This is a genomic window from Gluconacetobacter takamatsuzukensis, assembly GCF_014174275.1.
Taxonomy (GTDB): domain Bacteria; phylum Pseudomonadota; class Alphaproteobacteria; order Acetobacterales; family Acetobacteraceae; genus Gluconacetobacter; species Gluconacetobacter takamatsuzukensis.
Genome location: NZ_JABEQK010000005.1, coordinates 93,506 through 119,750, shown reverse-complemented (window position 1 = coordinate 119,750; position 26,245 = coordinate 93,506). Strand labels below are relative to the sequence as shown.

Genomic DNA, 26,245 nt, shown 5'->3' with positions numbered 1-26,245 from the left:
TCCGGCCCGGGCGGCCATGAGGATGGGGATTAATATCCCACGGCCGCGCCATCCTTGCGGTGGTCGGATGCACCACGATAGACCCCGGACCGGGGATCGATCATGATCGCCTGATAGCCGCCCATGATGAGGCCGTTTCCTTCGTGCACCTTGTGCCCCATGGCTTTCAGGGACGATCCGACGATGCGGTAGAGCTCGGATTCCAGGACCAGATCATTGGTTTCCTGGGAATGCGAGAAACGGGCGGCGTCCGAGGCCGCCTGTGGGTTGGCACCGAGATCGAGCATGTTTTCCAACACCTGCATCTGCCCCTGCGCCTGCTGATCGCCATACATCACGCCCAGGCTGAGAAACGGCTTGTTATCCTTCATCACGAAGCCGGGGATGATCGTATAGAAGGGGCGTTTGCCGGGAGCGATGACGTTGGGGCTTTTGTCGTCGAGATTGAATTGGGCACCGCGGTTATTGAGAAGGAAGCCGTAGCCGGGCACGGTGATGCCGGAGCCGAACTCATCATAGACACTGAAGATGAGCGAGACGACATTGCCGAAGCGGTCGGCTGTCGTGAGATAGACGGTGCCGCCGACAGGATCGCGATTCGCCTCGATGATGGCTGCGTGATGCGGATCGATCCTGGGGCATTGCGCGGCGGCGTAGGCCTTGCTGATCAGTTTTTTGGTCGGCACCGAAACGAAATCGGGATCGCCGACATAGCGTCGCAAATCGGCATAGGCGATCTTCTTGGCCTCGACCAGGAGGTGCCAGTAGAGAGGGGAGCGGGGGCCTTCCTTGCGGGGCTCGATACCGATCCGGGGGCCGCATTGTTCGATCAGATTCAGGGCCTCCAGCACGGCGACGCCCTGCGTGCTGGGGGGCATCTCATAGATGTCGTATCCGCGATAGGAGGTGGTGAGAGGTGTTACCCATTGGGGCCTGATCTTCTCGAAGTCGGATCGCGCGAATGTTCCGCCCAGCGCCAGGGATTTTCTCAGAATGCTTTCCGCGATCGGGCCCTTGTAGAATGCATCGGCACCGCCCTGTTCAAGCAGCCGGAATGTTCTGGCGAGATCGGGATTGCGGAAGATGCCGTAGAGTGGCAGCGGCTTGCCGTGGGGAAGATAGACCGATCTGGTATCTGGGTCTTTTCCCAGTAATGCGGCATATTCCTGCCATTCTCCCGCAACGCGCTCGGTTACGGCAAAGCCTTCTTCCGCCAGGCGGGCCGCCGGCTCCAATGTTTCCTTGAACCGCATGGTCCCGTAGCGGTTTTGAATGGCATCCCAGCCGGCCACGGTGCCGGGGACGACGACCGACTCGATCCCCGTATAGGGAACCGCATCGAGTTTGCGGGCCCGGAAATGGTCCGGTGTGGCGCCAGAAGTTGCTCGCCCGGCGGAATCCAGCGCGACGAGCCGGTGCTCCTTTGCCACCCAGGCAATCATGAAGAGATCGCCGCCGATACCAGCTGATTCCGGTTCGACGACATTGATCGCCGCTGCGGTTGCAATGGCGGCATCGAAGGCATTGCCGCCACGCTTGAGGATATCGAGGCCGATCCCGGCGGCAAGGGGCTGGCTGGTTGCCACCAGCCCGTGTGTGCCCAGCACTTCGGAGCGGGTCTGGCCGGTCCAGCCATATCCCCGATCGCCCCGCACCGGGTCAAAAGGGGCTGCTGATGTGGCCGCCGGTGAAGGCGGCGCGGCGTGGGCGTGTCCAGACAGGAGCGTGGTGAAGGCGATCAATGTCGAAAATGCGAGCCGCTGAATGTGCATGATGGCTGCCTTGCTAGATTCCGCAATGAACGACGTTTGGATCGCAGCGTGAAATGGGCCTTGGGAAGAACAGAAAATCCGCTTACACAGAGGTGTGACGGGTTGGTCCCCTGCCATCGCGGCGTCTGTCTTGTTGCCATTGAAGAATGAAATATTCTCGGCGTCGTTTGAATTCCGTGAAAGTTTACTTTTGCATGGGCTCAATCACCCGTGTGCTGGCGGACAATTCTCGGAAATCCGTCGGGGCTGACCCTCTGTTCTACGGGATGGCGCTGTTCATGCAGCGTATTCACGCCGCTCGTTGGTGTCAGGCGGCGGGCAGGGCACCGGTGGCGCCGTAGCGGACCTGCTTTTCCTTCAGCCAGCGGCGATACGTGACGGAAAGGGAGTCGGCGCGGGTCGGGATTTCGGCGCGCGCGTCCAGCGGCAGCAGGCGGGGGCGCTGGTTTTCCAGGATGATCCGGTCCTGAAGGAAGATCTTCTGCTGGAACTGGATCAGGTCCGCCTGGGCTGAGACGTCGTCGATCAGGAACATCACCGGATGCGCCCGGCACCGGTCGGGCGCCGTCGGCTGGACGAACAGGGCGATGACGTCGGGCCGTAGCGCGTCGTTGGGGCAGGTTTTGTACAGCAGGGTCACGAAGGGCGAGGCGACGCGGTAGATATAGCCCGTGTCCTGCCCGCCTTCGGCCGAGAGGGCGGCCTGCGGTTGATGAAAACGACAGTCGGTGGCCCAGATTTCATCGACGTCGCGCCGCCATTCGGTGTGGTAGCGCAGGACTTCGGTCTGCGGCTCGGCCCCCAGGATATTGGTATGGACGAAGGGAAAATGCGCCATGTCGAGGAAGTTCTCGACCACGCGCAGGCCCGAGGCATGGACATCGATCGAGCCGCAACAGACCAGGCGGCGATCGGGTTCATCGGCCTCCGGGATGGCGAGCGGGACGGCGGGCGGCGTGCCCAGACTGGTCCACAGGCAGTCATAGCGTTCGGCGACCGGCAGGGGGGCCTCACGCCCCTCTGCCTGGACCTGCATCGTGCCGTCTGCCCCGCGCCGGATCGTCAGATCCGTGCCTAGCAGGCATGTATGGGTGGCGTCTGCGCCCAGTGTTTCGAGAAAACTGACCGCGTGCCAGGCATCCAGCACGGCGCGGTCTTCGGGGGCCACGCGAGAGGTCGGGATCATGGCAGGACTCCTTATCTCACATCGCGGTGGTAAGGCACGCCTAGCGCCGCCGGGGCCGCCATGATGCGGCGCATGCGGTGCCAGACGACGACCGGGACGATGATGAACGCTATCGTGCCCAGATAGGGCAGCATGTTCAGGAAGGCGGGCGCAATTGGCCAGTTGCGGGCCTGCCCGACGAAGGACAGGGCCGTGATCAGCCCGAACAGCAGGCCCGACAATGTGGCGCCGAAGGGCCGGTAGCCGGCAAAGATCACCAGTGCCAGCGCGATCCACCCGCGCCCCGCGATCAGCCCTTCGGACCAGACGGGGACATAGGTCAGGGTCAGGTAGCCGCCGGCCGCCCCGGCCAGTCCCGCGCCGAGCGTGACATACCAGAAGCGCAGCGCGGTGACCGGCAGGCCCGCCGCATCGGCCGCCGCCGGGTTTTCGCCCACCGCCCGCATCGCCAGCCCGTGGCGGGTGTGGAACATCACCCAGTGCGCCAGCCCCGGCAGGACCAGATAGATGAGGTAGACCGGCAGATTCTGGCCGAAGAAGGCCGGCCCGATCACCGGCAAGGCCGACAGGCCGGGGATCGGCACGCGGCCGAAGGTCGCGGGCGACGGCACGCCGGCGTAATCATGGCCGACACTGGCCGACAGGCCGAGGCCGAGAAAGGTGACGGCCAGTCCGCACAGCACCTGATTGGCGCGGACGATGACGGTGGCGAAGGCAAAGACCATGCCCCCGACAGCGCCGGCCAGGGTTGCCGCCAGCAGGCCCAGCCATGGGTCGGGGGTTGCGACCACGGTGATGATGGCGATGACCGCACCCAGCGACATCAGCCCCTCGACGCCCAGGTTGGTAACGCCCACGCGTTCGGCCAGGACCTCGCCCAACGCGGCCAGGGCCAGGACGCCGCCGGCGAGAACAGCGGTGGAGAGCGTGCCGGTCAGCAGGTCGATCATGGCCGGGCCTCCGCGCGGATGGTGACAGGGCGGTAGTGGGCCAGTTCGTCCGCGATCGCGATCATGAACAGCACCAGCCCGGTAATGGCCAGCACGGCCGAGGCCGTCAGTTGCTCGGTCTGCAGCACGATGCCGGCATTGAGGATAAAGGCCATCAGCAGGGCCGCGGGTAGCACGTTGAGGCACGATCCGCGCGCCAGCACCGCGACCACGATGCCGAAATAGCCGAAATTATTGGCCAGCCCGCCTTGCAGCCGGTGCACGGTACCCGCGACCTCGAACACCCCCGCCAAGGCGGCCAGCCCGCCGGACAGCAGCATCACGCCCAGGATGCGGGCGCGTACCTTCATGCCCGCATAGCGGGCGGCCTGCTCGTTCGCGCCGCTGATGGTGATCTGGTAGCCCCAGCGCGTGCGGGTGGTCAGCCACGCCAGACCCAGCACGACGGCCAGGGCGATGGGGAAGCCCCAATGCACCACGCCCCAGATTTCGGGAATGCGCACCGGCAGCCGGCCGGTGGAGGCCAGGGCGCCGGTCACGCGGTCATGCCAGGGGCCGACCGCCAGATAGGTGGTCAGCAGCCCGGCGACGAAATTCAGCAGCAGTGTGGTGATGATCTCGTTGACCCCGGCATAGGCGCGCGCCAGCGCCGGGACCAGGATCCACCCCATGCCGCAGGCAATGCCGTTGGCGGCCATCAGCGGCAGCACCAGCCACGCCGGGCCGGGCAGGTACAGGCCGACCGCCGTGGCGCCGATGGCCCCGGCATAGAACTGGCCCTCGGCACCGATGTTCCACACCCCGATCCGCCCGGTCACGGTCACGGCGGCGCCGGTCAGCAGCAGCGGGGTCAGGAACAGGGCCAGGTCTTCCAGTCCGAAGCGCGAGCCCACGGTGGAGCGCACCACCAGATCGGCCAGCAGGCGCGGATCGCGCCCCGACAGGGCAAGGAACAGGGTGGTGATCGCCAGCGCGGTGACGACGGCACCCGCGCGCCACGCCAGCCGGCGACCCGGCGTGACGGTGGGCAGACGTTGCAGCGTGCCGGCCATCAGGCATCTCCTCCGCCATGTGCCGAACGGCCGCCCATCAGCAGGCCGATCGTTTCCATATCCGCCGTCGCGGCGTCGATCGTGGCCATCAACTGGCCGTGGAACAGCACGCCGATTCGGTCGGCCACGTTCAGCAGTTCCTCCAGATCCTCGGACACCAGCACCACGGCCACCCCCTGGTCACGCAGGTCGGTCAGGTAGCGCAGCACGGTGGCGATCGCACCGATATCCAGCCCCCGGCTGGGGTAGGCGGCGACCAACACCCGACTGGCGATGCGGATTTCGCGCCGTGCCACCAGCCGCTGCTGGTTGCCGCCGGACAGGTTGCGGATGGGGGTTGCGAGGTCCGGCACCCGCACCTCGGCGGCTTCGACGATCGTCTGGGCCAGGCGGCCGGCGGCGTTTCGGTCGTAGAGCCCATGGCGGCCGATCGGCGGCCGGTCATATTCGCGCAGCGCCATGTTGTCGGTAATGTCCAGCGACGGCGCCAGGCCGCTGCGCAGACGGTCCTCGGGGATATGGCCGATGCCCACGCGGGCGAAAGCGGCCGGGTCGGCCAGCGGGGCGGGGGTTCCGTCCAGCAGGATCCGGCCCGACGACAGGGGCATCATGCCTGTCAGCACCTGCGTTAGTTCGCGCTGCCCGTTGCCGGCCACGCCGGCAATGCCGAGGATTTCGCCGCCATGCAGGTCCAGCGTCACGTCGCGCAGGGTCTCGACGCCGCGCGGATCGCGGCAGGTGGCGCCGCGCAGGCTCAGGACCGGGGCGGCGGCGATGGGGGCGGCGCCGGGCGCGCGGGCGCGCAGGTCGCGGCGCACGATCTCGCGCCCTACCATGATGGTGGCCAGTCCGCCGGCGGTACAGTCCGCCGTGCGATAGGTGCCGACATTGCGGCCGGCACGTAGGATGCTGATCCGGTCGGAGATGTCGATGACCTCGTCCAGCTTGTGGCTGATCAGGATCACGGCATTGCCCTGGGCGCGGAAGGCGCGCAGGGCGCGGAACAGGTCGCGCGTCTCGGTCGGCGTCAGCACCGCCGTCGGCTCGTCCAGGATCAGCAGCCGCGCCTGCCGGGCCAGCACGCGCAGGATTTCCACCCGCTGCTGCTCGCCCGCCGACAGGTCGGCCACGATGGCGTCGGGCCTGACGGAAAAGCCGAACCGCTCCGACAGCGCGCGGGTGCGGGCCTCCAGCACCCTGGCCGAGGCCAGGAACGGGGTCTCGCGCCAGCCCAGATGGATGTTCTCCGCCACCGTGAAGGCGGGGACCAGTTTGAAATGCTGGTGGACCATGCCGATTCCGGCCCGGATCGCATCCTGCGGGCCGGCGAAGTTCTGGCCGTAGCCGTCTAGGATGATTTCGCCGCCATCGGGCTGGTAGATGCCGGTGACCACGTTCATCAGCGTGGACTTGCCGGCGCCGTTTTCGCCCAGCAGGGCGTGGATTTCGCCGGGGGCGATGTCCAGGCTGACATCCTGGTTGGCGATCACGCCCGGGAAATATTTGCAGATACCCTGCAATTGCAGGATCGGCGGCGTGCCCGGCGCCACCGGGGGCGGCGTGTCGCCTACGCTGTGGAGCAGGTCAGTCAAGGCCGGTGACTCCCGCGACAGCCCAGTCCCATTGGTAGATCAGGGCATCGTCCATCACCTCGCCTGCTGCCACGCGCAGGCGGCCGGCGGCGTCGTGGATCGGACCGCGAAACGGGTTGTAGCCCGCCATGATCTGCGTGCGCATCGCATCGGCCTGGGCAGCGATTTCGGGCGGTACGGTGCGGCCCCACGGGTCGCGGTCCACACCGCAGCCCAGGGTCAGGAAGCGGCCTTCGGGCTGCCAGGTACCGGCGAGGCGGGCGCGGACCAGATCGACATAATAATCGCGGAAATCCAGCGTGACGGAACTGACATAGGCCTCGGGCCCATACTGGCGCATGTCGGTGTTCCACATCGCGGCCTTGATGCCGCGCTGTTCGGCCACGCGCAGATAAGCCGGTTCGTCCATGATGCCGCACAGGAAATCGCAGCCATTCTCGGCCAGCGCGGTGCCGGCCTGGGTGGCCGCCTGCGGATCGAACCAGGCGTTGATCGAGATCGCCTGCAACGTGACCGCCGGGTTGACCGAACGCGCGCCCAGCAGCACGGCGTTGGCCCCCGCATAGACCGACGGGATGGGAAACGAGCCTACGAAGCCGAGCTTGTTGGTGCGGGTCATCAGTCCGGCGGCGATGCCGATGACGTAGCTGGCATACCAGTGGGTGATGTAATACCAGCCCAGATTGCCGCTGACGGCATGGCCGTCGCATTCCATGAACGCGACCTCGGGCGCGCGGTCCGAGACGTCGCGGATGAAATCGCCATAGTTCGAGGTCGAGATGACCATCTGCGCGCCCTCGGCCACGAACTGGCGGAAGATGCGCGTGGCATCGGCCGAATAGGGCACGCTTTCGACAAATACCGTGCGCAGGCGCGGAAAGGCCTTCCGCACCGCCTGCACGCCCTGGTCGTGCGCCATCGTCCAGCCGCCGTCGGTGACCGGGCTGGTATGGCCGAAGGCGACCAGTGCGTCGGCCTCGGCCACCGGGGGCAGGATCCGGGGCTGCGCCCGTAGGCCTAGTGGCCGCAGCAGCCCGCTGCCGGCCGCTCCGGCGGCCAGTCCCAGCATATGTCGTCGTGATGTCAGAAGCCGCCTGGTCGGCGCGTGCGTGGTCATACCTGACCCGGAATGGTCATGGTTCCGCATTCCCCTCTCGATGATCGCCCGGGCCGGTCCCACCCGGCGCCGGGCGGTTCCCCCCGGAAACGGGTCGCCCCCTTGCTCTACAGGCCGGCGAGTTCGCTGGCCTGGGCACGCGCGATGCCGTGCCGGGCCAGGACCTGCCATGTCTCCTGCGGATCGGGGCCGACCGCGCGGCATGCATCTTCGACCACGATCGTCTCGAAACCAAGGGCCTTTGCGTCGATGGCGGTGAAGCGCACGCAATAATCCAGCGCCAGCCCGGTAATGAAGACGCGGCTTATGCCCAGGCCAGCCAGCCAAGAATCCAGCCCGGTCCGGGTGGCGCGATCATTGTCGATGAAGGCCGAATAGCTATCGATATCCGGGTCGCGACCCTTGCGGATGACCATGCCGATTCGTGCCTGGTGCAGCGTGGCGGCCAGTTCGGCGCCGTGCGTTCCCGCGATGCAATGGTCGGGCCAGTGATCGGGGGCGGCTCTGCGCCCGTGCGTGCTGGCGAAGGAGACATGGCCGTGCGGGTGCCAGTCCTGGCTGGCGGCCTGCTGGCCGAAAGGCAGCAGGGTCAGGTGGTTGATGATCGGGATGACCGCATCGCCGTCCCGCACGGCCAGCGCGCCGCCGGGCAGGAAATCATTCTGGAGATCGATGACCAGCAACGCGTCATGGCTTGTGACATGGATCATGGCCGCTCTCGGTTCGGTACGGTTTCGGAACAGGGATGGCACGTTTCCAAAGGCCGGGCTATCGGGGATTCGGGGACAGCGCGGAGGCAGGCATGAGCCGGCGGGAGCGGATGCGTCTGGAGTTGGACGGCTGCACGGCGGTCGACGCGATCCTGTGTTTTGCCCATGAGCGCGCCGCCCTGATGGGGCTGGAATGCGTGGTGGTGGAGGCGGGGGCGGCGCGGGTGGTGTTTGAGGTCGCAGGGCCGGAACCGATGGTCGGTGCCTTCGAAATGGCATGCAGCCTGGGGCCGGCAGGGTGCCCGGTGCCCGTCATGCGCTGCCTGCCGCTATCGGATCATGGTGGGGTGTCGGGGTGGAAAGAGGGGGGTGCGGGATGGGTATGAGTCGCGACGGCGGATGGTATCCGCTGGTTCTGTCGGCGGATCTGGAGCCCTGTACGGTGGTCGGCAGCGTTGTGCACGGGCGGGAACTCGCGGTCTGGCGTGACGGGCAGGGGCAGGCGCATGTTTGGGACGATCGGTGCCCGCATCGCGGCATGCGGCTGAGCCTGGGCTTTGTGCGCGAGGGCGCGCTGGCCTGCCTGTATCATGGCTGGCGCTTTGGGGCGGACGGGCGGTGCGTGCATATCCCCGCCCATCCCGACCTGTCGCCGCCCGGCACGATCCGGGCCGCGCCCTTGCGCGTCGCGGAGGGTCATGGGCTGGTCTGGGCCTCGGTCCAGGATGCGGGGCCGCTGCCGGGCGATGAGGCGGCGAAGGAGACCTGGCTGCCGGTGCGGTCGCTGCGGATCGAGGCCCCGTGGGATGATGTGGCGCGGGCGATCGGAATGCCGGACGGGCATCGGGCCGGTGTGCTGGATCGGGATGTCGAGGGCCGGGTGCTGGCGGCGCTGCTGCCGGTCGGGGCGGGGGCGTGCATGCTGCATGTGCAGGCGGCGGCGCCTGCCGAAGTGGAGCGTCTGCATGACCTGGCCGATTGGGCGCAGGATGTGCGGGCGCGGGCGGAAGAACGGGCCGGGCAGGTTTTTCTGGCGGGAAGCGTGGCATGAGCGAACTGGTGCTGCACGACGACGAACTGGACGAGGATTGCTATCGGGTCCGGCTGTTCCTGTCGCTGCTGGGGCTTCAGGCGCGGCGGGTCGCGGTCGATGTCGTGCCCGGCGGCCAGCAGGATGGGCCGGCTTTTCGCGTGATCTCGCCGGCCGGGATGTTGCCGGTGCTGCATATCGACGGGCAGGCGGTGTGTGGGGCCGAGGCTGCGCTGCTGGCGCTGGCGCATGGGCGGCCGGCGTGGCTGCCCGAGGGGCGGGCGGAATTCGCGCAGGTTGCGCACTGGTTGCAGTTTGCCGGCGGGCCGTTGCGTGCGGCGGCGCGGATGCGGCGGGCCTGCCTGTTCGAAGGTGCGGGAGATGCGCAATCCGACCGCCGGCGCGCGGCGGTGGCGGCGTTGCGGATCGTGGAGGACCATCTGGCCCATCGGCGACTGGAGGGAGGATGCTGGGTGGTGGGAGAGGGGCCGACGGTGGGAGATATTGCGCTGTTCCCCGCCGCCGCGCTGTGTCGCGACTGGGGCGAGGAGCATGCCGCCTATCCCGCGCTGCGGCGCTGGGTCCGCGCGGTGCGGGCGCTGCCGGGCTTTGTCACCATGCCCGGCATTCCCGATTACGGCTGATCGGCATCGGGCCGGCGGGGGCGGCGCGTGACCAGAAGCTGGTTGATGCGGAAGCCCTCGACGTCCACGACCTCGAACAGGAAATTGGCGGCCTCGACCTTGTCGGCCTTGCGGGCCATGCGGCGCAGGCGGTGCATGACGAAGCCGCCGATCGTATCGAAATTATGGCTGTCGGGCAGGTCGGGCACGCCGAGTTCGCGGATCACGTCGCCGATCGGGGCGGCGCCGTCGATCAGCCACGAATTCTCGTCGCGGCGGACGATGGCCTGTTCCTCGAACGGGTTGGCCAGCCCGTCCATCAGCGCGCCCATGATGTCCTTGAAGGTGATCAGCCCCACGACCAGCCCGTATTCGTTGACGATCAGGGCAAAGCCCGCGCCGTGGGTGTCGAACTGGGCCAGCGTGTCCCACAGATTGAGCGTGTCGGGCAGCGACAGCACGTCGCGCCGCATGCGGGAGATCTGCTTGGCCACCGGCAGGATCGTGGCCGTGGGGTCGACGTCCTCGGGCTTTTCCACCACGGCGGCCAGCACGTCCTCGGCGCGGATCGAGCCGATGACATTGTCCAGCCCGCCATTGCAGAGCGGGTAGCGGGAATAGGGCTTGGCCCGCACCTTGTCGCGCTGGATTTCGGCGCTTTCCTGCATGTCGAGAAACACGATCTCGTCGCGCGGGGTCATGGCGGAGGTCACCGAACGGTCCTGCAGGCCCAGGACGTTCTGGATCATCTGGTGTTCCTGCTCCAGCAGGACGCCCGACGCGGTGCCGGCGGCCAGGATGGCGCGCAGGTCCTCGGGCGTGACCGGCTCGACGGCCGAGGCGGCCGGGATCTTGAGGGCGCGGAGAATGACGTCCGACATCTTGGAGAAGATCCAGACGAACGGGTACAGCACCTTCAGCGCGATGGCGGGGAACCAGCCGATGCTCAGGGCCACCCGGTCGGGCGCGTTCATGGCGATGCGCTTGGGCAGCAGGTCGGCGAACAGCACGAACAGGCTGGTGATCAGCACGAACGAGGCGGTGGACGCCACATGGCCGGCCAGGGTGCCGTCCAGCCCCGCGCGGCGCAGGATGTCGGCCAGCGGCGGGGTGACCATGTCGCTGCTGATGACGCCGCCCAGCACGCCCACCGCGTTGAGGCAGATCTGCAGCACCGTGACCACCTGCCCGCTGTTGCGGCGCAGGCGCAGGAAATTCACCGCCCGGCTGTCGCCGGCCTCGGCCCGCGTGCGCAGCCGTACCTCGCGCGCTGCCGCGAACGAGATTTCGGACAGGGCGATCAGGATGCTGAACCCGATCAGGATGACGACCGCGACCAGCCCGGCCAGCAGCATCATGGCCGTGCCTCCGCCCGGGCGGCGAGGCCGGGGCCGGGGGGCGGCGGGGCTGCGGGAAGGCGGATGGGGGCGGGACGCCCCTGGGCGGAATGTGTCATGAGGCATCCACGCTAGCGCATCCGCGCCCCGTTCGGCCAGCCGGATGGGGGAAGGGGCGGCATGCGTGGCGCAAAAATCGCGGATTTGACAAGTTCGTGTTCATTGCGATGCTGTCCCGCTTCCTCGACCGGGAGTGTTTGCGTTGATGAAGAAGGTGACGGCGTTTCGGATTTTTCGGGTCTGCTCGGCGGCGGCGGTTCTGGTGGCGGGGGGCGTGTCGTGGCCTGCCCGGGCCGGGGCGGCCGACAATGTGCCCGCCATAGAGATCGATGCGTCCGGCGCCGGGAAACCGTTCCGGCATAGTTGGGAGCAGGCGTTCGGGTCGGACCGCGCCGACATGGTCCTGACGGAGAGCTATCTGCGGAATGCCGACAGGACGCGGCAGGAGACCGGTTTCCGATATGTGCGGTTCCACGGCATCTTCGACGACACGATGGGCATCATGGCGCCGGACGATGCCGGGCACATGCATTACAATTTCCGCAAGGTCGATGCGGTGTATGACGGGCTGCTGGCGCATCATATCCGGCCGCTGGTCGAGCTTTCGTTCATGCCGAGCGCCATTGGCAGCGACGTGCTGCGCCGCGATGGCGGGCTTGAGCCGCTGGTGCACCGCAAGGCGGACGAGGCGGCGCGGCCGATCACGGATTATAGCGGCGGGACGCTGTGGTACCGGGCCAATGTGACCTTTCCGGCGCATATGGAGGACTGGAACGCGCTGATCCGCGCCTTCGTTGAACATCTGGAACAGCGTTACGGCGCCGGGGAAGTCCGGCAATGGCCGTTCGAAGTCTGGAACGAGCCCGACCAGGCGACCTGGGTGGCGCAGCCCCGGATGGCGACCTATTTCGCCCTCTACGACAATACCGCCCGCACCATCAAGGCGGTCGATCCGGCCCTGCGTGTCGGCGGGCCTGCGACGGGGGCCATTCACTGGGTTGGCGATTTTGTCGAGCATGTGACCCGCGCGCATGTGCCGGTCGATTTCGTCTCGACACATATCTATGCCAACGATCCGCCCGATCTGCTCAGATTGCCGAAATCGCCCGACAATACGGGCAACACGGTCTGCGATGCGACGCGGACGGCGCGGCGGGCGATCGATCGTTCGGGGCATCCGGACCTGCCGCTCTACATCACCGAATTCGGTGCGGATTGGGATATTCATAACGGCAGCGCCGATCGTCCATGGATCGCGCCGTGGATTGCGCAGACGGTGCACGACTGCGACGGGCTGGCGCCGATCATGTCCTACTGGACGTTTTCGGACGATTTCGAGGAGCAGGGGGTGATGGCCAACGAGATTCCGGGCGCCTATGGGTTGCTGACGACCCATGGCATTCCCAAGCCTGCGTTCAATGCCTTTGCGCTGCTGCATCGTCTGGGAGACCGGCGGTTGCCGGCCGGGTCGGGCGGTGACGATATCCTCGCGACCCGGCGGGAGGATGGTGCGATTGCGGTCGCGCTGTGGAACCGCGACCCGCAGCGGGCGCGGGCGCAGCATCTGGCGTTCAGGGGCGTGAAATCGGTCGATGGCGCAACGATGATCGTGATCGATCGCACGCATGGCACGCCTGCCGCGGTGTTCGAATCCATGGGGCGCCCGGTGTCGCCGACATCGCAGCAGGCCGGCGCGCTGATGGCCGCGGCCCGCCTGCCCGCGCCGCAACCTGTGGCGGATTGTGCGCGGGCGAGCCGGTGCGATGTCACGCTGCCGCCCGAAAGTCTGGCCCTGTTGCTGGTGCCGGGCGTGCCGAAGTGAAGCAGGTTGCGAGGGGCAGGACAGGAGCGTGTTGATGCGATATTTTCTTTTTCCGCTTTTTCTTATCGCACCGGCCGCCGTGCTGGCTGCCCCGCCGCCGGTGGCCGTGATCGCCGATCCGCCGGCCGACAGGGCGCATCCGGCGGCGATGGCGGCGTTCGTGATCCCTGCCCAGGAGGGCGCGCTGAATGCCGTGATGTATCGCGCGGCCGGCGTGGGGCCGCATCCGACATTGCTGCTGTTCCACGGGTTTCCGGGGAACGAGCAGAATCTGGACCTGGCACAGGCGGCGCGGCGGGCGGGGTGGAATGTGCTGACATTCCATTATCGCGGATCGTGGGGCAGCCCCGGCCGGTTCTCGTTCGCCAATTGCCTGCAGGATGGTGCCACCGCGCTGGCTTATCTGCGGCGGCCGGAAGTGGTTGCGCGGTTCGGGATCGACCCGTCCCGGATCGCGGTGGCCGGGCATAGTATGGGCGGGATCGTGGCCGCGCGGGTTGGCGCGGACGATCCGCGCGTGATCGGGGCCTTTCTGATCGACCCTGCCGACTTTGCCGCCATTGGCCGCAGCTTTGCCGATCCGGCGAAGCGGCAGGCTTTCCTGCTCGACGAAGTGCGCGGCGACATGCCGCCGCTGGCGGGGACCAGCGAGGATGCGATCATGGCGGAGACGGCGCATGCCGGCCGGCCGCTGGACCTGGTTGCTGCGATGCCCGCGCTGGCCGGGCGGCCGCTGGCGCTGTTGGGTACGACGCGCGGCATCGGCTTCATGGCCGAGGCTGCCGCGCGCGCCGCGCGCAAGGCGGGTGCGCGGCATCTGGATGCCGAGACGTTCGAGACCGACCACAGTTTTTCCGATGCGCGGATTGCGCTGGCCGGAAGGCTGGTGATGTGGCTGGAGCAGTTTCAGCACTGATACGGGAAGACCTGCGTGCTTCGCGCAGGGTGGATTCGTCCGCCGTCGTTGCGGGATCGTTGGGTTGCCGTGGGGATGTTGCGTAATCACGTCAATCTGGGCGATCTGGTCTCCGGACCGTTTGATCCGGCGGCCGGCGCGGATCTTCAGATGGGACTTGCCGCGTATACTCTGCGGGCAACCACGAACGGCAATTGCTGACGGGCGGGACGGGGGCGTCCGAAAGGTTCGCGCGACCGCGCCTGAACGAAAGGCACGGGAACTGGCTCGGGTCACTTCCCGGGACCCTGACCCTTGTGGATGGACGGGTGTTTGCCTGTCACGGCAGTCCGTAGCGGTGTCGGGTGGGCTGTCGACCTTCGGGCGGTTGCCTATGATTTCGAAGCGGCCGCAAGGCAGGCCGAAGAGGCGGGCAGGCCCGAGATTGCGCATGGCGTGCGGACGGGGAGGATGACTGATTGAGAAAGTGATTTGGCAGAAAGGATATTTTTTCATCCTCTCTCTGCTGACCGGATGTTCGGGAGATCTGGATGATCGTTCAGGCATGTCTCAATGGTGCGCGCCCGGCAGGGTATCATCCACGCTTGCCGCTGACGATTGAAGCGATGGCACGTGACGGCCTTGCCTGTATCGGGGCCGGGGCCGCCGAACTGCATGTTCATCCGCGCGGGCCCGATGGGCGTGAAAGCCTGGCTGCCGTGGACGCATTGATGATCGCGGTGCGTCGCATATGTCCGGGGACCCTGGTCGGGGTGTCGACGGGGGCCTGGATCGAAGCCGACGAGACGCTGACACGCGAGCGTATATCCGGCTGGCGGGTGCTGCCGGATTATGCCTCGGTCAATCTTTCCGAGCCGGATGCGCCGGCCGTGATGTCCCTGCTTCAGGCTATGGGGGTTGGTGTCGAGGCTGGGCTGGCGACGGTTGGGGATGCAAGGCGGTTTGTCGCGCTGCCGGACTGCCATCGTGTTTTTCGGGTTCTCATCGAGATCGAAGAGCAGAATCTCGATGAGGCCGACCGAGTGACGGAGGACATGGCGCGGGTCTTGCAGGAGGCGCGCGTTGCGTGCCCCGTCCTGTTGCATGGGCTCGATGCGACCGTCTGGCATTTTGTCGAACAGGCACGTCGGCGGTGCTGGTCCGCACGCGTCGGGCTGGAGGATGGGTGCCGGCGCGCGGATGGAGCCGTCGCGGGTTCGAACGCTGAACTGGTTGCCGATGCTGCCCGCATCTTTCGCCGGAACGCGTCTGCCTGATTCCGGGGACTGTGGGGGCGGTAGAGGGCTTGCCGGATGCGCTTGGCCGAACCTTGTGCCTCAGGCCTCCGGCAGGCCGGCCAGTTCGCGCCAGCCGGGTTCGTCCAGGGTGTCGAGGCCCAGTTCGGCGGCTTTGCGGGCCTTGGAGCCGGCGTCGGTGCCCAGGACGACGAGGTCGGTCTTCTTCGACACGCTGTCGGTGACGCGGGCGCCCAGGCGTTCGGCGATGGCCTTGGCTTCGGGGCGGGTCATGGTGGTGAGGGTGCCGGTGAAGACGATGGTCTTGCCCGACAGGGTGCCTTCGCTCTGGGGGGCTTCGTCCTCGATCGTCGTGAGCATGGCCCGGAGGTCGTCGAGGGTGGCGAGGTTGTGGGATTCCACGAAGAAGGCTGCCAGTTCGTCGGCAATCGTGGTGCCGATGCCGGTGATCGAGCCCAGGGCCAGCCGGGCGTCGGAGCCGATGGTGGTGGCGGCCAGCATCTGCTCGCGCCAGTTGGCGTAGGAGCCGTAATGGCGGGCCAGCAATCGGGCGTTGCTGGCGCCGATGCGGCGGATGCCCAGCGCGTAGATGAAGCGCGCCAGCGGGATGGTCCGGCGGGCGTCGATCGCGGCCGTGAGGTTGCGGGCGGAGAGTTCGCCCCAGCCCTCGCGTTTGGCGATGTCTTCCTCGTGGTTCGGAAGACGGAAGATGTCGGCCGGGGTTTTCAGCAGGCCGTCGGCGTGGAATTCGGTGATCGTGCGTTCGCCCAGCCCGTCGATGTCGAAGGCGTCGCGCGAGACGAAATGGATCAGCCGTTCCACGACCTGCGCCGGGCAGGTCAGGCCGCCGGTGCAGCGCCACACGACCTCGCCTGGCGGGCGTTCGGCGTGGGCGTGGCAGATCGGGCAGGTATGGGGGAAGGCGAAGGGTTCGCCGCGCGGCGGGTCGCCCTCCTTGCGCGGGACCGTGCCCAGGATCTGCGGAATGACGTCGCCCGCGCGCTGGATCGTGACCAGATCGCCCGCGCGGACATCCTTGCGCAGGATTTCGTCCTCGTTATGCAATGTCGCGCGGGTGACGATGACGCCGCCGACATTGACCGGCTCCAGGATCGCCACCGGAGTCAGCGCGCCGGTGCGGCCCACCTGGATGTCGATGCGGGTGAGGCGCGTGATGGCCTGTTCGGCGGGGAATTTCCACGCGATGGCCCAGCGCGGAGCACGGCCGACGAAGCCCAGGCGATCCTGCAAGGCCAGGTCGTCGATCTTGTAGACGACGCCGTCGATGTCGTACTCCAGCCCCGAGCGGTCGCGGGCGATGTCGTCCATGAAGGATTCGGCTTCCGCCGCGCTTTCGACGATTTTCGACAGCGGGTTGACCGTGAAGCCCCAGTCCCGCAGCCGGTCCAGATAATGCCAGTGGGTATCGGCCACGCGTTCCGACGAGAAGCCCTGTGCGTAGGCGAACAGCGACAGCGGGCGGCGGGCGGTGATGGCCGGGTCGAGCTGGCGCAGCGAGCCCGCGGCGGCGTTGCGCGGGTTGGCGAACGGTTTTTGGCCGGCGGTGGCCTGGGCCTCGTTGATCGCCAGGAAGGCGGGTTTGGAGAGGAAGACTTCGCCCCGGATTTCGATCAGTGCCGGAGCGTGGCCTTTGAGCGTGTGCGGCAGGTCGTGCAGCGTGCGCAGGTTGGCGGTGACGTCTTCGCCCTCGGTGCCGTCGCCGCGCGTGGTGCCGCGTACGAACTGGCCATGTTCGTAGGTCAGGCTGATCGACAATCCGTCGATCTTGGGTTCGGCGACGAAGCGCAGGGCGCGGGCCCTGTCCTCGTCCAGGCCGAGGAAACGGGCTGCGCGGGTCACGAAGGATTCAAATTCCTCGCGGTCGAACGCATTGTCCAGCGACAGCATGGGCACCAGGTGGCGATGCCGGCTGAAGGTGGGGGCGGGGGCGCCCCCGACATGCAGCGACGGGCTGTCGGCGCGCTGCCGCGCGGGAAAGCGGGCCTCGATCGCCAGGTTGCGGCGGCGCAGCGCATCGTATTCGGCGTCGGTGACGGCGGGGGCGTCGTTTTCGTAATAGGCGCGGTCCAGCGCCCGGATCTGCCGGGCCAGGCGCGCCAGTTCGGCCTCGGCCTGGGCTTCGGTCAGCGCGGCGGGGTCGATGGTGGCGAGGTCGGCCGTGGCGTGGTCGGGGGCCGGGTCGGGCGTTTCGCCCGGGGTGGCGGGGAACATGGGCAACTACCCTTGCAGAAGGCTGTCGGCCGCCGCCCGCGCGGCCTCGGTAACGGTGTCGCCGGCCAGCATGCGGGCGATTTCCTCGCGCCGCTGTTCGGCCGATAACGGTTCGGCGCGGGTTTCGGTTCGGCCCTTGGCCACCGATTTGCTGATGCGCAGATGGGCGTTGCCGCGTGCCGCGACCTGGGGACTGTGGGTGACGACCAGGACCTGGACATCCTGCCCCACGCGGGACAGGCGCTCGCCAATGGCAGACGCCGTGGCGCCCCCGACGCCGGAATCGACTTCGTCGAACACCAGGGTCGGCACGGCGGAGCGGCCGGCGAGCACGACTTTCAGTGCCAGCATCAGGCGCGACAATTCGCCGCCCGAGGCGACCTTGGCCAGCGGGCCGGGGGGCTGGCCGGGATTGGCGGCGATCTGGAAGGCGGCCTGTTCGCGGCCCCGCGCGTTCCAGGCCTCGGGCGGCAGGGTGGGCAGGGTGACGAAGAAGCGGGCGCGTTCCAGCCGCAGCGGCTTCAGTTCGGCCGTGACGGCGCCCTCCAGCCGGCGGGCCGTCTTTTCGCGCGCGGCCGACAGCAGGCCGGCGGCCTCTTCGAACCGGGTGCGGCGTTCGCGGACCATGGTCTCCAGCGCGCCGATGCGGATATTACCGGAATCGAGGGCGGCCAGCCGGTCGCTCAGGGCGGCGAGCAGGCCGGGCAGTTCGGGCACCGAGACGCCGTGCTTGCGGGCGGCTGCCCGCAGCGCGAACAGCCGTTCCTCGGTCTGTTCCAGCAGGCGGGGGTCGGAATCGGCTTCGGCCGCGAGGCGGGAGAGCAGGGTTTCGGCTTCGCCCAGCGCTTCCTCGGCGCGTTCCAGGGCGCCTAGGGCCTCGTGCGCCAGCCGGTCGGCGCCTTCGGCGGCCGTGGTGTCGCCGGGCGGGGGCAGGAGGCGTTGCAGGGTGCGGCTGGCGCCGCGCAAGGCGGCGGCGGGGCCGGAGGAGCGGCGGTCGCGCGGCGAGAGTTCGGCCAGCGCGGCGGCGATGGCCTCGCCGCGCCGCTCGCCCTGTTGAAGGCTCTGGCGCATGCCGGCCAGGTGGGTTTCCTCATCCTCCTGCGGGGCGAGGGTGGAGAGGTCTTCGACCGACTGGCGCAGCCATTCTTCCTCGCGCGCCGCGCTTTCCATCGTGGCGCGGGCGGCGGCCAGTTCGGCCGTTGCCGCCATCCAGGCACGGTAGGCGGTATTGGTGTCGGCCCGCAGGGCGGGGGGGACGCCGAAGGAATCGAGCAGATCGAGGTGGGTGCCCTGGTCGGCCAGGCCCATCTGTTCGTGCTGGCCCTGGATTTCGACCAGCAATGCCGCCGCCCGGCGCAGCAGGTTCACGCCCACCGGCTGGTCGTTGATATAGGCGCGGGAGCGGCCGTCCACCGTCACGATCCGGCGCAGCACCAGCGGTTCGCGCGGGTCGTCGATGACGATGCCCTGTTCGCCCAGCAGGGCGTGCAGCGGGTGGTCGGGCAGCAGGTCGAAACAGGCGGTGACGCTGGCCTGCTCGGCGCCGGCGCGAACCAGCCCGGCGCTGGCGCGCTCGCCCAGCGTCAGGCCCAGACTGTCGAGCAGGATGGACTTGCCGGCGCCGGTCTCGCCCGTCAGCACGGTGAGGCCGGGGGAGAACGGCAGGTCCAGCCGTTCGATCAGGACGACGTCGCGGATCGACAGATGGGTCAGCATCGGGTTGCCCCGGACGGCGCGAGGAGGGCCCCCACGCCCGTCAGAATACGGAATGCCATATGCGCGAGAAGAAGCCGCGCTGGGCATGCGTGGCCTGGGACGGCGGCGGCGGGACCTTGGTCTTGGGCAGCGGCTTGTCGGTCGCATCGTCGGCATCGGCCGATTTGGCGGGGGCCTTGCCCGGGACCGAGCCCGGCAGCGGGGTGTCGGGGGACAGCAGGTGCTTGCTGCGCAGCGTATCGTAGGCGTAGCGGTACCATTTGCTGCCCGGATAATTGTAGGACAGCACGGCGGCGGTGCGGCGGGCCTGGTCGGTGAGGCCCAGGTTCAGATAGACCTCGACCAGCCGTTCCAGTGCTTCCGGCACATGGTTGGTCGTCTGGAAATCCTGCACCACGCGCTGGTAGCGGTTGACGGCCGAATGATAGGAGCGCTGCTGCTCGTAGAAGCGGCCGACCAGCATTTCCTTGCCGGCCAGATGGTCGCGGCACAGGTCGATCTTGAGCTGGGCGTCACGCGCGTAGGGCGATTGCGGGAAGCGGGTGATGACTTCTTCCAGCGCGTTCATCGCCTCGATCGTGCCCTGCTGGTCGCGCTGCACCTCGGCCACCTGCTCGTAATAGCACAGGGCGCGCAGGTAGAAGGCGTAGGCGGCATCGGGGCTGGTCGGGTGCAGTTCCAGGAAGCGGTCGAGCTGCTGCACCGCGTCGGGATACTTGTCTTGCAGGTAGTCGGCGTAGCCGGCCATCAGCTGCGCGTTCGCGACGTAGGCGGAATAGGGATAGTTCTGTTGCAGGACGTCGAATTCCGCCGCCGACAGGGCGTAGCGCTGGTCGCGCAGGGCGTCGATGCCGTTATTGTAGAGCGTATCGACCGGGGGCACATGCGATTCCAGGTCGTTGATCGTCTTCTTGTCGCCGCTGCACGCGGCGAGCGACAGGATGACGGCGATCGAGGCGTATCGGGCGGCACGACGGCCGGCCGAACGGTCAGCGGAATGGTTTCGAATGCTGCGCAGGGACATGCCGGCTCTTCCAGTTCGGTTTGCCTTATATCATGCGGCGGGCCGGGGTGAAGGCCATGGCGTCGTTTTCAATGCGATCCGGCCTGAATTTGGTCGGTCGGACGCGCGGCGGGAGCCTGTCCGGTCATGCGCGACGGTGAGCGGAAGCGCCCCGGATGGCTGGGCGGCGCGTGTTCCCAGGCACGAAAGCGGCGCGCCTCGACGGCCTGAATCGGGTGAGGGGAGACCCTGCCCGGAAATGTGGGCTGGTGAGCGAGAGCGGCCCGCAGGGCCGCGCCCGTCGTGTGTTTCCGAGCACCGAAGCGGAGCGGCCTTGACGGCCGTGAGCATCGGAGCGCAGGAAACGCGCGCCGGATCGCCACCAGCGCGCATTTACGGGCAGGGTCTCAGGCTGCGGCGCGGAGGGGGGCGCGCGTGGCCCGCGCGTGGGGGCGCCAGGCCGTGGTGTCGGCAAGGAGGGTGCGCAGGAGGCGGTTGTTCAGCGCGTGGCCGGATTTATGGCCGGTGAACATGCCGTTGATGGTGGCGCCGGCCAGGTACAGGTCGCCCACCGCGTCGACCATCTTGTGGCGCACGAATTCGTCGGGGCGGCGCAGACCGGACGGGTTGAGGATGGCGGCGCCATCGACCACGATGGCATTGGCCAGCGAGCCGCCGCGCGCCAGGCCGGCGGCGTGCAGGGCCTCGATTTCCTGCCGCAGGGTGAACGTACGGCAATTGGCGATTTCGTCGCGGAAGCTGCGGCGGTCGAGGCGGGCGGTGAAGCTCTGCTCGCCGATGGCGGCGACAGGGAAATCGATCGACATGGTCAGCGCGAGGCCGGGATCGCGCGCCGGGCGCAGTTCGGCGAAGGCGTCGCCGTCGGTCACGCGGACGGGGCGCAGGATATCGATCGCCGCGCGGGGGGCGGCCTGTTCGGCCAGTCCGGCGCAATCGAGCAGGAAGACGAAATCGGCCGCCGAACCGTCCAGCACCGGCAGTTCCGGCCCGTCGACATCGATCAGCACATTGTCGATTCCGGTGGCCGACAGGGCGGCCATCAGGTGCTCGATGGTCGCGACGCGCAGGGCGGGCGTGGTGGGATCGCCGATGACGGTGGACAGGCGGGTATCGACCACATGATCGAAACGGCCCGGGATGGTGCGCCCGTCGAGATCGGTCCGGCGGAAGACGATGCCGGTATTCTCGGCCGCCGGATGCAGGGCGAGGCGGATCCGCAGGCCCGTATGCAGGCCGACCCCGACGCAGGAAATGCTCTGGCCGAGCGTATGCTGGCGGGCGACGCGCGTGGGGAGGGGACGTGTGGAAAGGGTCTCGCCGATGAGCGACGATTCCTGCTCCGACATCGTCAGCATTCCGTCCATTCCAGTCCCCTGCCGTTGTTTCCGCTGCTTCTTGCCTGGCCGTTACAGAACCGACAGCCTGATCTGTAACCGCAGGAAAGCGGGAGCGCGAGTCACTGTTTATTGCCGACTATTACGACTTAACAGACTGAAACATAAAGAAGAAATTAAGTCACAATACGCAATGCGGACAGAACGGGAGAGGCAGCGCGGAAGCGCGCGCGCGGGAATGCGGGCGACCCGAAATTTTGAACCGGGCGAGGGGGGAGACCGTGCCCGGAAATGTGGGCTGGCGAGCGAGAGCGGCCCAAAGGGCCGCGCCCGTCGCGTGTTTCCGAGCATCGGAGCGGAGCGGCCTCAATGGCCGTGAGCACCGAAGCGCAGGAAACGCGCGACGGATCGCCGCCAGCGCGCATTTACGGGCACGGTCTCAGGGTTGGCGGCGGAGGAAGGCGGGAATATCCAGCCCGACTTCGTCGGCCGAGGCCTGGCGGACGGTGGCGGAGGGTTCCTGTTCCGGCAGGGCGGGTTCGGCGCGCTGGGTGTCGGCGGCCGGGGTCGCGCCCCGGCGCAGGACGCCGGTGACGATGTTGAACAGGCTGCCGCGCGGGGCGGCCGGCTGGGGCTCGGGCGCGCGCGGCTGTTCGGAGAACAGGGACGAGCGCGGCGAGGGACGGGCGCCCTGTTGCAGCACCTGCTGGGGCATCGAGTGGGGCGACGGGGCCGAGACCGGCGCGGTGTTCATGAAATTGGGCGCCGGGTGACGGGCCGCCTGGGCGGCGGCGTCGGCCTGCGCCTGGGTGTGGGCCTCGGCGGTCGGGTGGGCGGTGGTGGCGTGTGCCGTCGGGGCCTCGGCGGCCGGGGCCGGTTGCGGCGCGGCTTCGGCGGCCTGGGGCTCGGCCGCGCGGGCCGGCGGGCTGTCGATGCCGGTGGCGACGACCGACACGCGGATGCGGCCGGTCAGCGATTCGTCGATGGCCGAGCCGAAGATGATGTTGGCGTCGTCGGCCACTTCCTCGCGGATGCGGTTGGCGGCCTGGTCGACCTCGTACAGCGTCATGTCCTCGCCGCCGGTGATGTTGATCAGCAGGCCGCGCGCGCCGGCCATCGACGTATCTTCCAGCAGCGGGTTGGAGATCGCGTCCTCGGCGGCGGAGATGGCGCGGTTTTCGCCCTCGGCCTCGCCGGTGCCCATCATCGCCTTGCCCATCTCGGCCATGACGGTGCGGATATCGGCGAAATCGAGATTGACCAGGCCGGGGGCCATCATGAGGTCGGTGACACCCCGCACGCCCATGTAGAGGACGTTGTCGGCCATCTTGAACGCGTCCTTCCAGCTTGTCCGCTCGGTGGCGAGGCGGAACAGGTTCTGGTTGGGGATGACGATCAGGGTGTCGACATACTGCTGAAGCTCGGCGATGCCGGCATCGGCCGATTTGGAGCGGCGGCCGCCCTCGAAGGTGAAGGGCTTGGTGACGACGCCCACGGTCAGGATGCCCCGCTCGCGCGCCATGCGGGCGATGACCGGTGCCGCACCCGTGCCGGTGCCGCCGCCCATGCCGGCGGTGATGAAGACCATGTGCGCGCCTTCGAGATGGCGGGCCAGCTCGTCGGCGGCTTCCTCGGCGGCGGCGCGGCCGATCTCGGGCTTGGCGCCGGCGCCGAGGCCCTGCGTCAGGTGCGGGCCGAGCTGGACGCGGCGGTCGGCCTTGCTGTGCGACAATTGCTGCGCATCGGTGTTGGCGACGACGAATTCCACGCCCTGGAGCTGCAGGTGGATCATGTTGTCGACCGCGTTCGTCCCGCCGCCGCCCACGCCGATCACGGTAATCCGCGGCGTGAAGTCGGAGTGGTTCTGCTGCGGAATGCTGAGATTCAGGGTCATGGACGTCTCCCAGGACGAGTCGTTAGATTTTTCGGTACCGATTCGCATGCGGATTTTCAGGGGATATTCTGAATCATCTTCCTATACCCTGTCTCGTATGAATTCCACGACGCGGCGTAGCAAACCGCGTGGCCGGGGCTCGGAGAAATCCATGTCGCCCAGGGCCCCGCCGCCGCCCGCCGCCCAGGCCAGCAGGCCGGTGGAGGTTGCGAAGGAAGGCCAGGCCGCCGGATCTTCCGGCAGGCCGCGAATGATGTTCGGCCGGCCCAGCCGCACCTGGCGGTTGAGGATGCGCGCGGCCATGCTGCCCACCCCGTCGAGCAGCGACGCGCCGCCCGTAAGCACCACGCGCCCGTCGGTTGCCCGCCCGACGCCCGCCGATTCCAGCCGGTCGCGGACCATCTCCAGCGTTTCCTCGATCCTTGGCCGGATGATGGAGACCACCTTGGAGCGGGAAATCTTGACGAATTGATGTTCGCTGTCGCCGATCAGCTGGACCGGCAGCAGGTCCATGTCGTCGTCGGCCGAGAGTTCGGCCGAACCATACATGGTTTTCAGCCATTCCGCGCTGTCGATCGACGTGGACAGAACATGGGCGATGTCGCGGGTGATGTGCATGCCGCCGACCGGCAGGCAGGCGGTATGCAGCAGGTGGCCCTCGCCGAAGATGGCGATGGAGGTGGTGCCGCCGCCCATGTCGACCACGGTGACGCCGAGTTCGCGCTCGTCCTCGTCCAGCACCCCCAGGCCCGAGGCGAGGGGGGCGGAGACCAGTTCCTCGATCTTGAGCTCGGCGCGGGAGAGTACGGTTTCCAGATTGCGCAGGGCGGTGGTCGAGGCGTCGATGACGTGCAGCCGCGAGGTGAGCTGGTCGCACAGATGGCCGCGCGGATCGGGCACGCCGGAGGTTTCGTCCACCGAGAAATCGAGCGGGATGGTGTGGATGGTCGACCGGCCCTCGGACATCGCCCGCATCTGGCCCTCGGTCACGACGCGCCGGACGTCGGACGCCGTGATCTCGCGCCCGCCCACCGGCCAGCGGACGTTGAACAGCCGGCTTTCCGGATGGCCGCAGGAAAGGTTGACGTAGACCTTGTCCAGCCGGCGCTCGGCGGCGTCCTCGGCCTGGCCGACGGCGGCGCGGATCGCGGCCTCGGCCTCGTGCAGGTTCACGATGCCGCCGCAGCGTACGCCGTGCGAGCGGCGCCAGCCATGGCCCAGCACGCGCAGGCTGCCGTCGGCCTCGCCCCGGCCGATCAGGCACATGATCTTGGTCGAGCCGATATCGAGCACGCCGAACGTGCCCGGCCGCCAGCTGCGCGGCGGCGTGGGGTCGTCGGGCGGCGGCAGCGCCACGCTGCGGCCGGACTGGGCGGCCGGCACCAGTGCCTGTTCGCGCGCCCGGGCGCGACGGCGGCGGCGGGGGGCGGGCGGGGCGGGTTCGGTGCCCTGCGGGACCACGACCAGATCGTTCATGCGCGCCTCCTCGCTTCGGGCTCGCCATTCGGCGGCAGGTTGGGAACCGGGGGGGGCAGGGCCTTGCGGGGCTGGGCCTGCCCGGATGGGGATGATGACGGGAACGCGGTGGGCGGGGCCAGCGCGGAGACCGGCGGCGGCAGGCCATGCTGCGCGGCGGGTGGCGGACGGGGGGCCCGGTCCTCGGCCGCCGCCGTGGCGCGGGGGGCCGGCCTGGGGGGCGGGGAGGTGCCCGTGGCGTTGCCGTTGCCGGTGCCGGTTGGGGCGGTGGCGTCATGGGCGGGGGGCTTCGGGCCGCCGGAGGGCGGCGGGGCCGATGCGGGCTGGTCGGCGGCGGTGGCATCGGCCGGGGGCGGCTGTTCCACCACCATGCGGTCGGGCAGGCGCAGGTCGATGCTGATGACCGGGCGGTCCAGCAGTTTCATCGCGGCCTGGAGGTCGGCCAGCCGTTTCAGGGCCGGGAGTTCCTCGCCTTCCGGCAGCAGGACGGTGGTGCCGTCGCGCAGCACCAGATTCCAGCGGCGCAGGCCGACGCGGACGGCGGCGGCCACATGGTCGCGCACCACGGGCTGGGCCGCCAACGCGTCGATCAGCGCTCCGGCGGCGGTATTGGCGCCCAGCCCGACCACCAGCGGCAACTGCATGAATGCCTGTGCGTCCTTGCCCGTCATGCCCTGGTCGCGGACCTGGTTGCCGGCGCGGTCGATCAGCATGAAGCGGCCCTGGTTCTGCCAGACCGCGAAGGGGCTGCGCTCGGTCAGGCGCACCACGATGGTGCCGGGCAGGTGGCGCTCGACCACCGAATGGTCGACGAAGGGCAGGGCGTCGATCCGCTCGCGCGCGCCCTCGACCGAGAAGCCCAGGACCGCGTCGCCGACGCGCACGCCCAGCGCGTCGCGCAGCGCGGTCTCGTTGGTCAGTACGCGGCCGCTGATCTGGATGTCGGTGATGCGCAGGGGCAGCATGCTGACCAGCCGGGCGCGGATCGGGGCGAACCGTTCCTCGGACTTCATGTCGCGCACCACCACCACGCCGCCCGCGCCCACGACCGCCAGCACGATCGCCAGCCCGAGCGGCCGCACCATGCGCCGGCGCCGGCGCAGGAAGATCGACAGCCGGGACGGGCGGTCGTCGCGATTGTCTCCTGTCCGTCTCATGGAGGGGTCA

The 26,245-nt window shown here is 68.3% G+C and carries 21 protein-coding genes; 6 read left to right on the top strand and 15 right to left on the bottom strand.

From position 1 onward, the window contains the following. Positions 1-29 precede the first annotated feature (29 nt). The 7 genes from ggt to pncA all read right to left on the bottom strand — a co-directional run bounded on the left by ggt (position 30) and on the right by pncA (position 8,379). Entirely contained in the window at positions 30-1,772 is a 1,743-nt protein-coding gene (gene ggt / locus HLH27_RS08310) for a gamma-glutamyltransferase (RefSeq protein ID WP_182949505.1), read from the bottom strand. A gap of 307 nt (positions 1,773-2,079) precedes the next feature. Then, entirely contained in the window at positions 2,080-2,958 is an 879-nt protein-coding gene (locus tag HLH27_RS08305; protein WP_182949504.1) for an aromatic ring-hydroxylating oxygenase subunit alpha, read from the bottom strand. An 11-nt stretch (positions 2,959-2,969) separates the two neighbouring features. Next, entirely contained in the window at positions 2,970-3,908 is a 939-nt protein-coding gene (locus HLH27_RS08300) for an ABC transporter permease (protein ID WP_182949502.1), read from the bottom strand. Further along, the gene (locus HLH27_RS08295) at positions 3,905-4,960 is read right to left on the bottom strand and encodes an ABC transporter permease (protein WP_182949501.1); all 1,056 of its coding nucleotides are present in this window, start codon (positions 4,958-4,960) and stop codon (positions 3,905-3,907) included. The genes HLH27_RS08300 and HLH27_RS08295 overlap by 4 nt, the downstream gene beginning before the upstream one ends. Continuing rightward, the gene (locus HLH27_RS08290; protein ID WP_182949689.1) at positions 4,960-6,510 is read right to left on the bottom strand and encodes an ATP-binding cassette domain-containing protein; all 1,551 of its coding nucleotides are present in this window, start codon (positions 6,508-6,510) and stop codon (positions 4,960-4,962) included. The genes HLH27_RS08295 and HLH27_RS08290 overlap by 1 nt, the downstream gene beginning before the upstream one ends. A 34-nt stretch (positions 6,511-6,544) precedes the next feature. Continuing rightward, positions 6,545-7,669: a BMP family ABC transporter substrate-binding protein gene (locus HLH27_RS08285; RefSeq protein ID WP_182949499.1), complete on the bottom strand. Its 1,125-nt coding sequence runs from the start codon at positions 7,667-7,669 to the stop codon at positions 6,545-6,547. Positions 7,670-7,776: 107 nt separating this feature from the next. Further along, the gene (pncA, locus tag HLH27_RS08280) at positions 7,777-8,379 is read right to left on the bottom strand and encodes a bifunctional nicotinamidase/pyrazinamidase (RefSeq protein ID WP_182949497.1); all 603 of its coding nucleotides are present in this window, start codon (positions 8,377-8,379) and stop codon (positions 7,777-7,779) included. 92 nt (positions 8,380-8,471) lie between these two features. Between pncA and HLH27_RS08275 the strand changes: the two genes are divergently transcribed. Genes HLH27_RS08275 through HLH27_RS08265 form a run of 3 tightly spaced genes read left to right on the top strand, consistent with a single transcriptional unit; the run spans position 8,472 to position 10,053 of the window. After that, the gene (locus tag HLH27_RS08275) at positions 8,472-8,765 is read left to right on the top strand and encodes a hypothetical protein (protein WP_182949495.1); all 294 of its coding nucleotides are present in this window, start codon (positions 8,472-8,474) and stop codon (positions 8,763-8,765) included. Continuing rightward, positions 8,762-9,430, top strand: a complete 669-nt coding sequence (locus HLH27_RS08270) for a Rieske (2Fe-2S) protein (RefSeq protein WP_182949493.1) — start codon at positions 8,762-8,764, stop codon at positions 9,428-9,430. Before HLH27_RS08275 ends, HLH27_RS08270 begins: the two co-directional genes overlap by 4 nt. Then, positions 9,427-10,053, top strand: coding sequence for a glutathione S-transferase family protein (locus HLH27_RS08265; RefSeq protein WP_182949491.1), 627 nt, complete (start codon positions 9,427-9,429; stop codon positions 10,051-10,053). The genes HLH27_RS08270 and HLH27_RS08265 overlap by 4 nt, the downstream gene beginning before the upstream one ends. Here HLH27_RS08265 and HLH27_RS08260 read toward each other — a convergent pair. Next, positions 10,044-11,390, bottom strand: coding sequence for a hemolysin family protein (locus tag HLH27_RS08260; RefSeq protein WP_182949489.1), 1,347 nt, complete (start codon positions 11,388-11,390; stop codon positions 10,044-10,046). The genes HLH27_RS08265 and HLH27_RS08260 overlap by 10 nt on opposite strands. Positions 11,391-11,634: 244 nt before the next feature. On the opposite strand from HLH27_RS08260, the gene HLH27_RS08255 reads away from it, so the two are divergent. The 3 genes from HLH27_RS08255 (at position 11,635) to HLH27_RS08245 (ending at position 15,423) form a co-directional block, all read left to right on the top strand. Next, a complete protein-coding gene (locus HLH27_RS08255; protein ID WP_182949487.1) occupies positions 11,635-13,251 on the top strand; it encodes a GH39 family glycosyl hydrolase in 1,617 nt (538 codons plus the stop codon). Between the two features lie 34 nt (positions 13,252-13,285). Further along, the gene (locus HLH27_RS08250; protein ID WP_182949485.1) at positions 13,286-14,167 is read left to right on the top strand and encodes an alpha/beta hydrolase family protein; all 882 of its coding nucleotides are present in this window, start codon (positions 13,286-13,288) and stop codon (positions 14,165-14,167) included. 530 nt (positions 14,168-14,697) lie between these two features. Further along, positions 14,698-15,423 carry a 3-keto-5-aminohexanoate cleavage protein gene (locus HLH27_RS08245; protein ID WP_182949483.1) on the top strand — a complete coding sequence of 242 codons (726 nt, stop codon included), beginning with the start codon at positions 14,698-14,700 and terminating at the stop codon, positions 15,421-15,423. Between the two features lie 60 nt (positions 15,424-15,483). On the opposite strand, the gene ligA is transcribed toward HLH27_RS08245, so the two are convergent. From ligA to HLH27_RS08210, 7 genes are all read right to left on the bottom strand, one after another. Further along, positions 15,484-17,634: an NAD-dependent DNA ligase LigA gene (ligA, locus tag HLH27_RS08240; protein WP_182949481.1), complete on the bottom strand. Its 2,151-nt coding sequence runs from the start codon at positions 17,632-17,634 to the stop codon at positions 15,484-15,486. A 6-nt stretch (positions 17,635-17,640) separates the two neighbouring features. Continuing rightward, positions 17,641-19,350, bottom strand: coding sequence for a DNA repair protein RecN (gene recN, locus HLH27_RS08235; protein ID WP_182949479.1), 1,710 nt, complete (start codon positions 19,348-19,350; stop codon positions 17,641-17,643). A 40-nt stretch (positions 19,351-19,390) separates the two neighbouring features. After that, positions 19,391-20,374: an outer membrane protein assembly factor BamD gene (locus tag HLH27_RS08230; protein ID WP_182949477.1), complete on the bottom strand. Its 984-nt coding sequence runs from the start codon at positions 20,372-20,374 to the stop codon at positions 19,391-19,393. Positions 20,375-20,760: 386 nt separating this feature from the next. Then, complete coding sequence (gene lpxC / locus HLH27_RS08225; RefSeq protein ID WP_182949475.1) at positions 20,761-21,738, bottom strand: UDP-3-O-acyl-N-acetylglucosamine deacetylase; 978 nt, start codon at positions 21,736-21,738, stop codon at positions 20,761-20,763. Positions 21,739-22,147: 409 nt separating this feature from the next. Further along, positions 22,148-23,602 (bottom strand): cell division protein FtsZ, encoded by a 1,455-nt coding sequence (gene ftsZ / locus HLH27_RS08220; protein WP_182949473.1) that lies wholly within the window; start codon positions 23,600-23,602, stop codon positions 22,148-22,150. Between the two features lie 81 nt (positions 23,603-23,683). Next, positions 23,684-25,078 carry a cell division protein FtsA gene (ftsA, locus tag HLH27_RS08215; protein ID WP_182949471.1) on the bottom strand — a complete coding sequence of 465 codons (1,395 nt, stop codon included), beginning with the start codon at positions 25,076-25,078 and terminating at the stop codon, positions 23,684-23,686. Further along, positions 25,075-26,235: a cell division protein FtsQ/DivIB gene (locus HLH27_RS08210; protein WP_182949469.1), complete on the bottom strand. Its 1,161-nt coding sequence runs from the start codon at positions 26,233-26,235 to the stop codon at positions 25,075-25,077. The genes ftsA and HLH27_RS08210 overlap by 4 nt, the downstream gene beginning before the upstream one ends. Positions 26,236-26,245: the final 10 nt, after the last annotated feature.

Bases quoted from the DNA above. Each gene is read 5' to 3' on its own strand.
- HLH27_RS08265 (WP_182949491.1), top strand. From the start codon at position 9,427: ATGAGCGAACTGGTGCTGCACGACGACGAACTGGACGAGGATTGCTAT.
- pncA (WP_182949497.1), bottom strand. From the start codon at position 8,379: ATGATCCATGTCACAAGCCATGACGCGTTGCTGGTCATCGATCTCCAG.
- HLH27_RS08245 (WP_182949483.1), top strand. From the start codon at position 14,698: ATGATCGTTCAGGCATGTCTCAATGGTGCGCGCCCGGCAGGGTATCAT.
- HLH27_RS08275 (WP_182949495.1), top strand. From the start codon at position 8,472: ATGAGCCGGCGGGAGCGGATGCGTCTGGAGTTGGACGGCTGCACGGCG.
- HLH27_RS08270 (WP_182949493.1), top strand. From the start codon at position 8,762: ATGAGTCGCGACGGCGGATGGTATCCGCTGGTTCTGTCGGCGGATCTG.
- ggt (WP_182949505.1), bottom strand. From the start codon at position 1,772: ATGCACATTCAGCGGCTCGCATTTTCGACATTGATCGCCTTCACCACG.
- HLH27_RS08210 (WP_182949469.1), bottom strand. From the start codon at position 26,235: ATGAGACGGACAGGAGACAATCGCGACGACCGCCCGTCCCGGCTGTCG.
- HLH27_RS08295 (WP_182949501.1), bottom strand. From the start codon at position 4,960: ATGGCCGGCACGCTGCAACGTCTGCCCACCGTCACGCCGGGTCGCCGG.
- HLH27_RS08250 (WP_182949485.1), top strand. From the start codon at position 13,286: ATGCGATATTTTCTTTTTCCGCTTTTTCTTATCGCACCGGCCGCCGTG.
- HLH27_RS08300 (WP_182949502.1), bottom strand. From the start codon at position 3,908: ATGATCGACCTGCTGACCGGCACGCTCTCCACCGCTGTTCTCGCCGGC.
- ligA (WP_182949481.1), bottom strand. From the start codon at position 17,634: ATGTTCCCCGCCACCCCGGGCGAAACGCCCGACCCGGCCCCCGACCAC.
- HLH27_RS08260 (WP_182949489.1), bottom strand. From the start codon at position 11,390: ATGATGCTGCTGGCCGGGCTGGTCGCGGTCGTCATCCTGATCGGGTTC.
- ftsZ (WP_182949473.1), bottom strand. From the start codon at position 23,602: ATGACCCTGAATCTCAGCATTCCGCAGCAGAACCACTCCGACTTCACG.
- recN (WP_182949479.1), bottom strand. From the start codon at position 19,350: ATGCTGACCCATCTGTCGATCCGCGACGTCGTCCTGATCGAACGGCTG.
- HLH27_RS08305 (WP_182949504.1), bottom strand. From the start codon at position 2,958: ATGATCCCGACCTCTCGCGTGGCCCCCGAAGACCGCGCCGTGCTGGAT.
- HLH27_RS08285 (WP_182949499.1), bottom strand. From the start codon at position 7,669: ATGACCACGCACGCGCCGACCAGGCGGCTTCTGACATCACGACGACAT.
- HLH27_RS08255 (WP_182949487.1), top strand. From the start codon at position 11,635: ATGAAGAAGGTGACGGCGTTTCGGATTTTTCGGGTCTGCTCGGCGGCG.
- ftsA (WP_182949471.1), bottom strand. From the start codon at position 25,078: ATGAACGATCTGGTCGTGGTCCCGCAGGGCACCGAACCCGCCCCGCCC.
- lpxC (WP_182949475.1), bottom strand. From the start codon at position 21,738: ATGGACGGAATGCTGACGATGTCGGAGCAGGAATCGTCGCTCATCGGC.
- HLH27_RS08230 (WP_182949477.1), bottom strand. From the start codon at position 20,374: ATGTCCCTGCGCAGCATTCGAAACCATTCCGCTGACCGTTCGGCCGGC.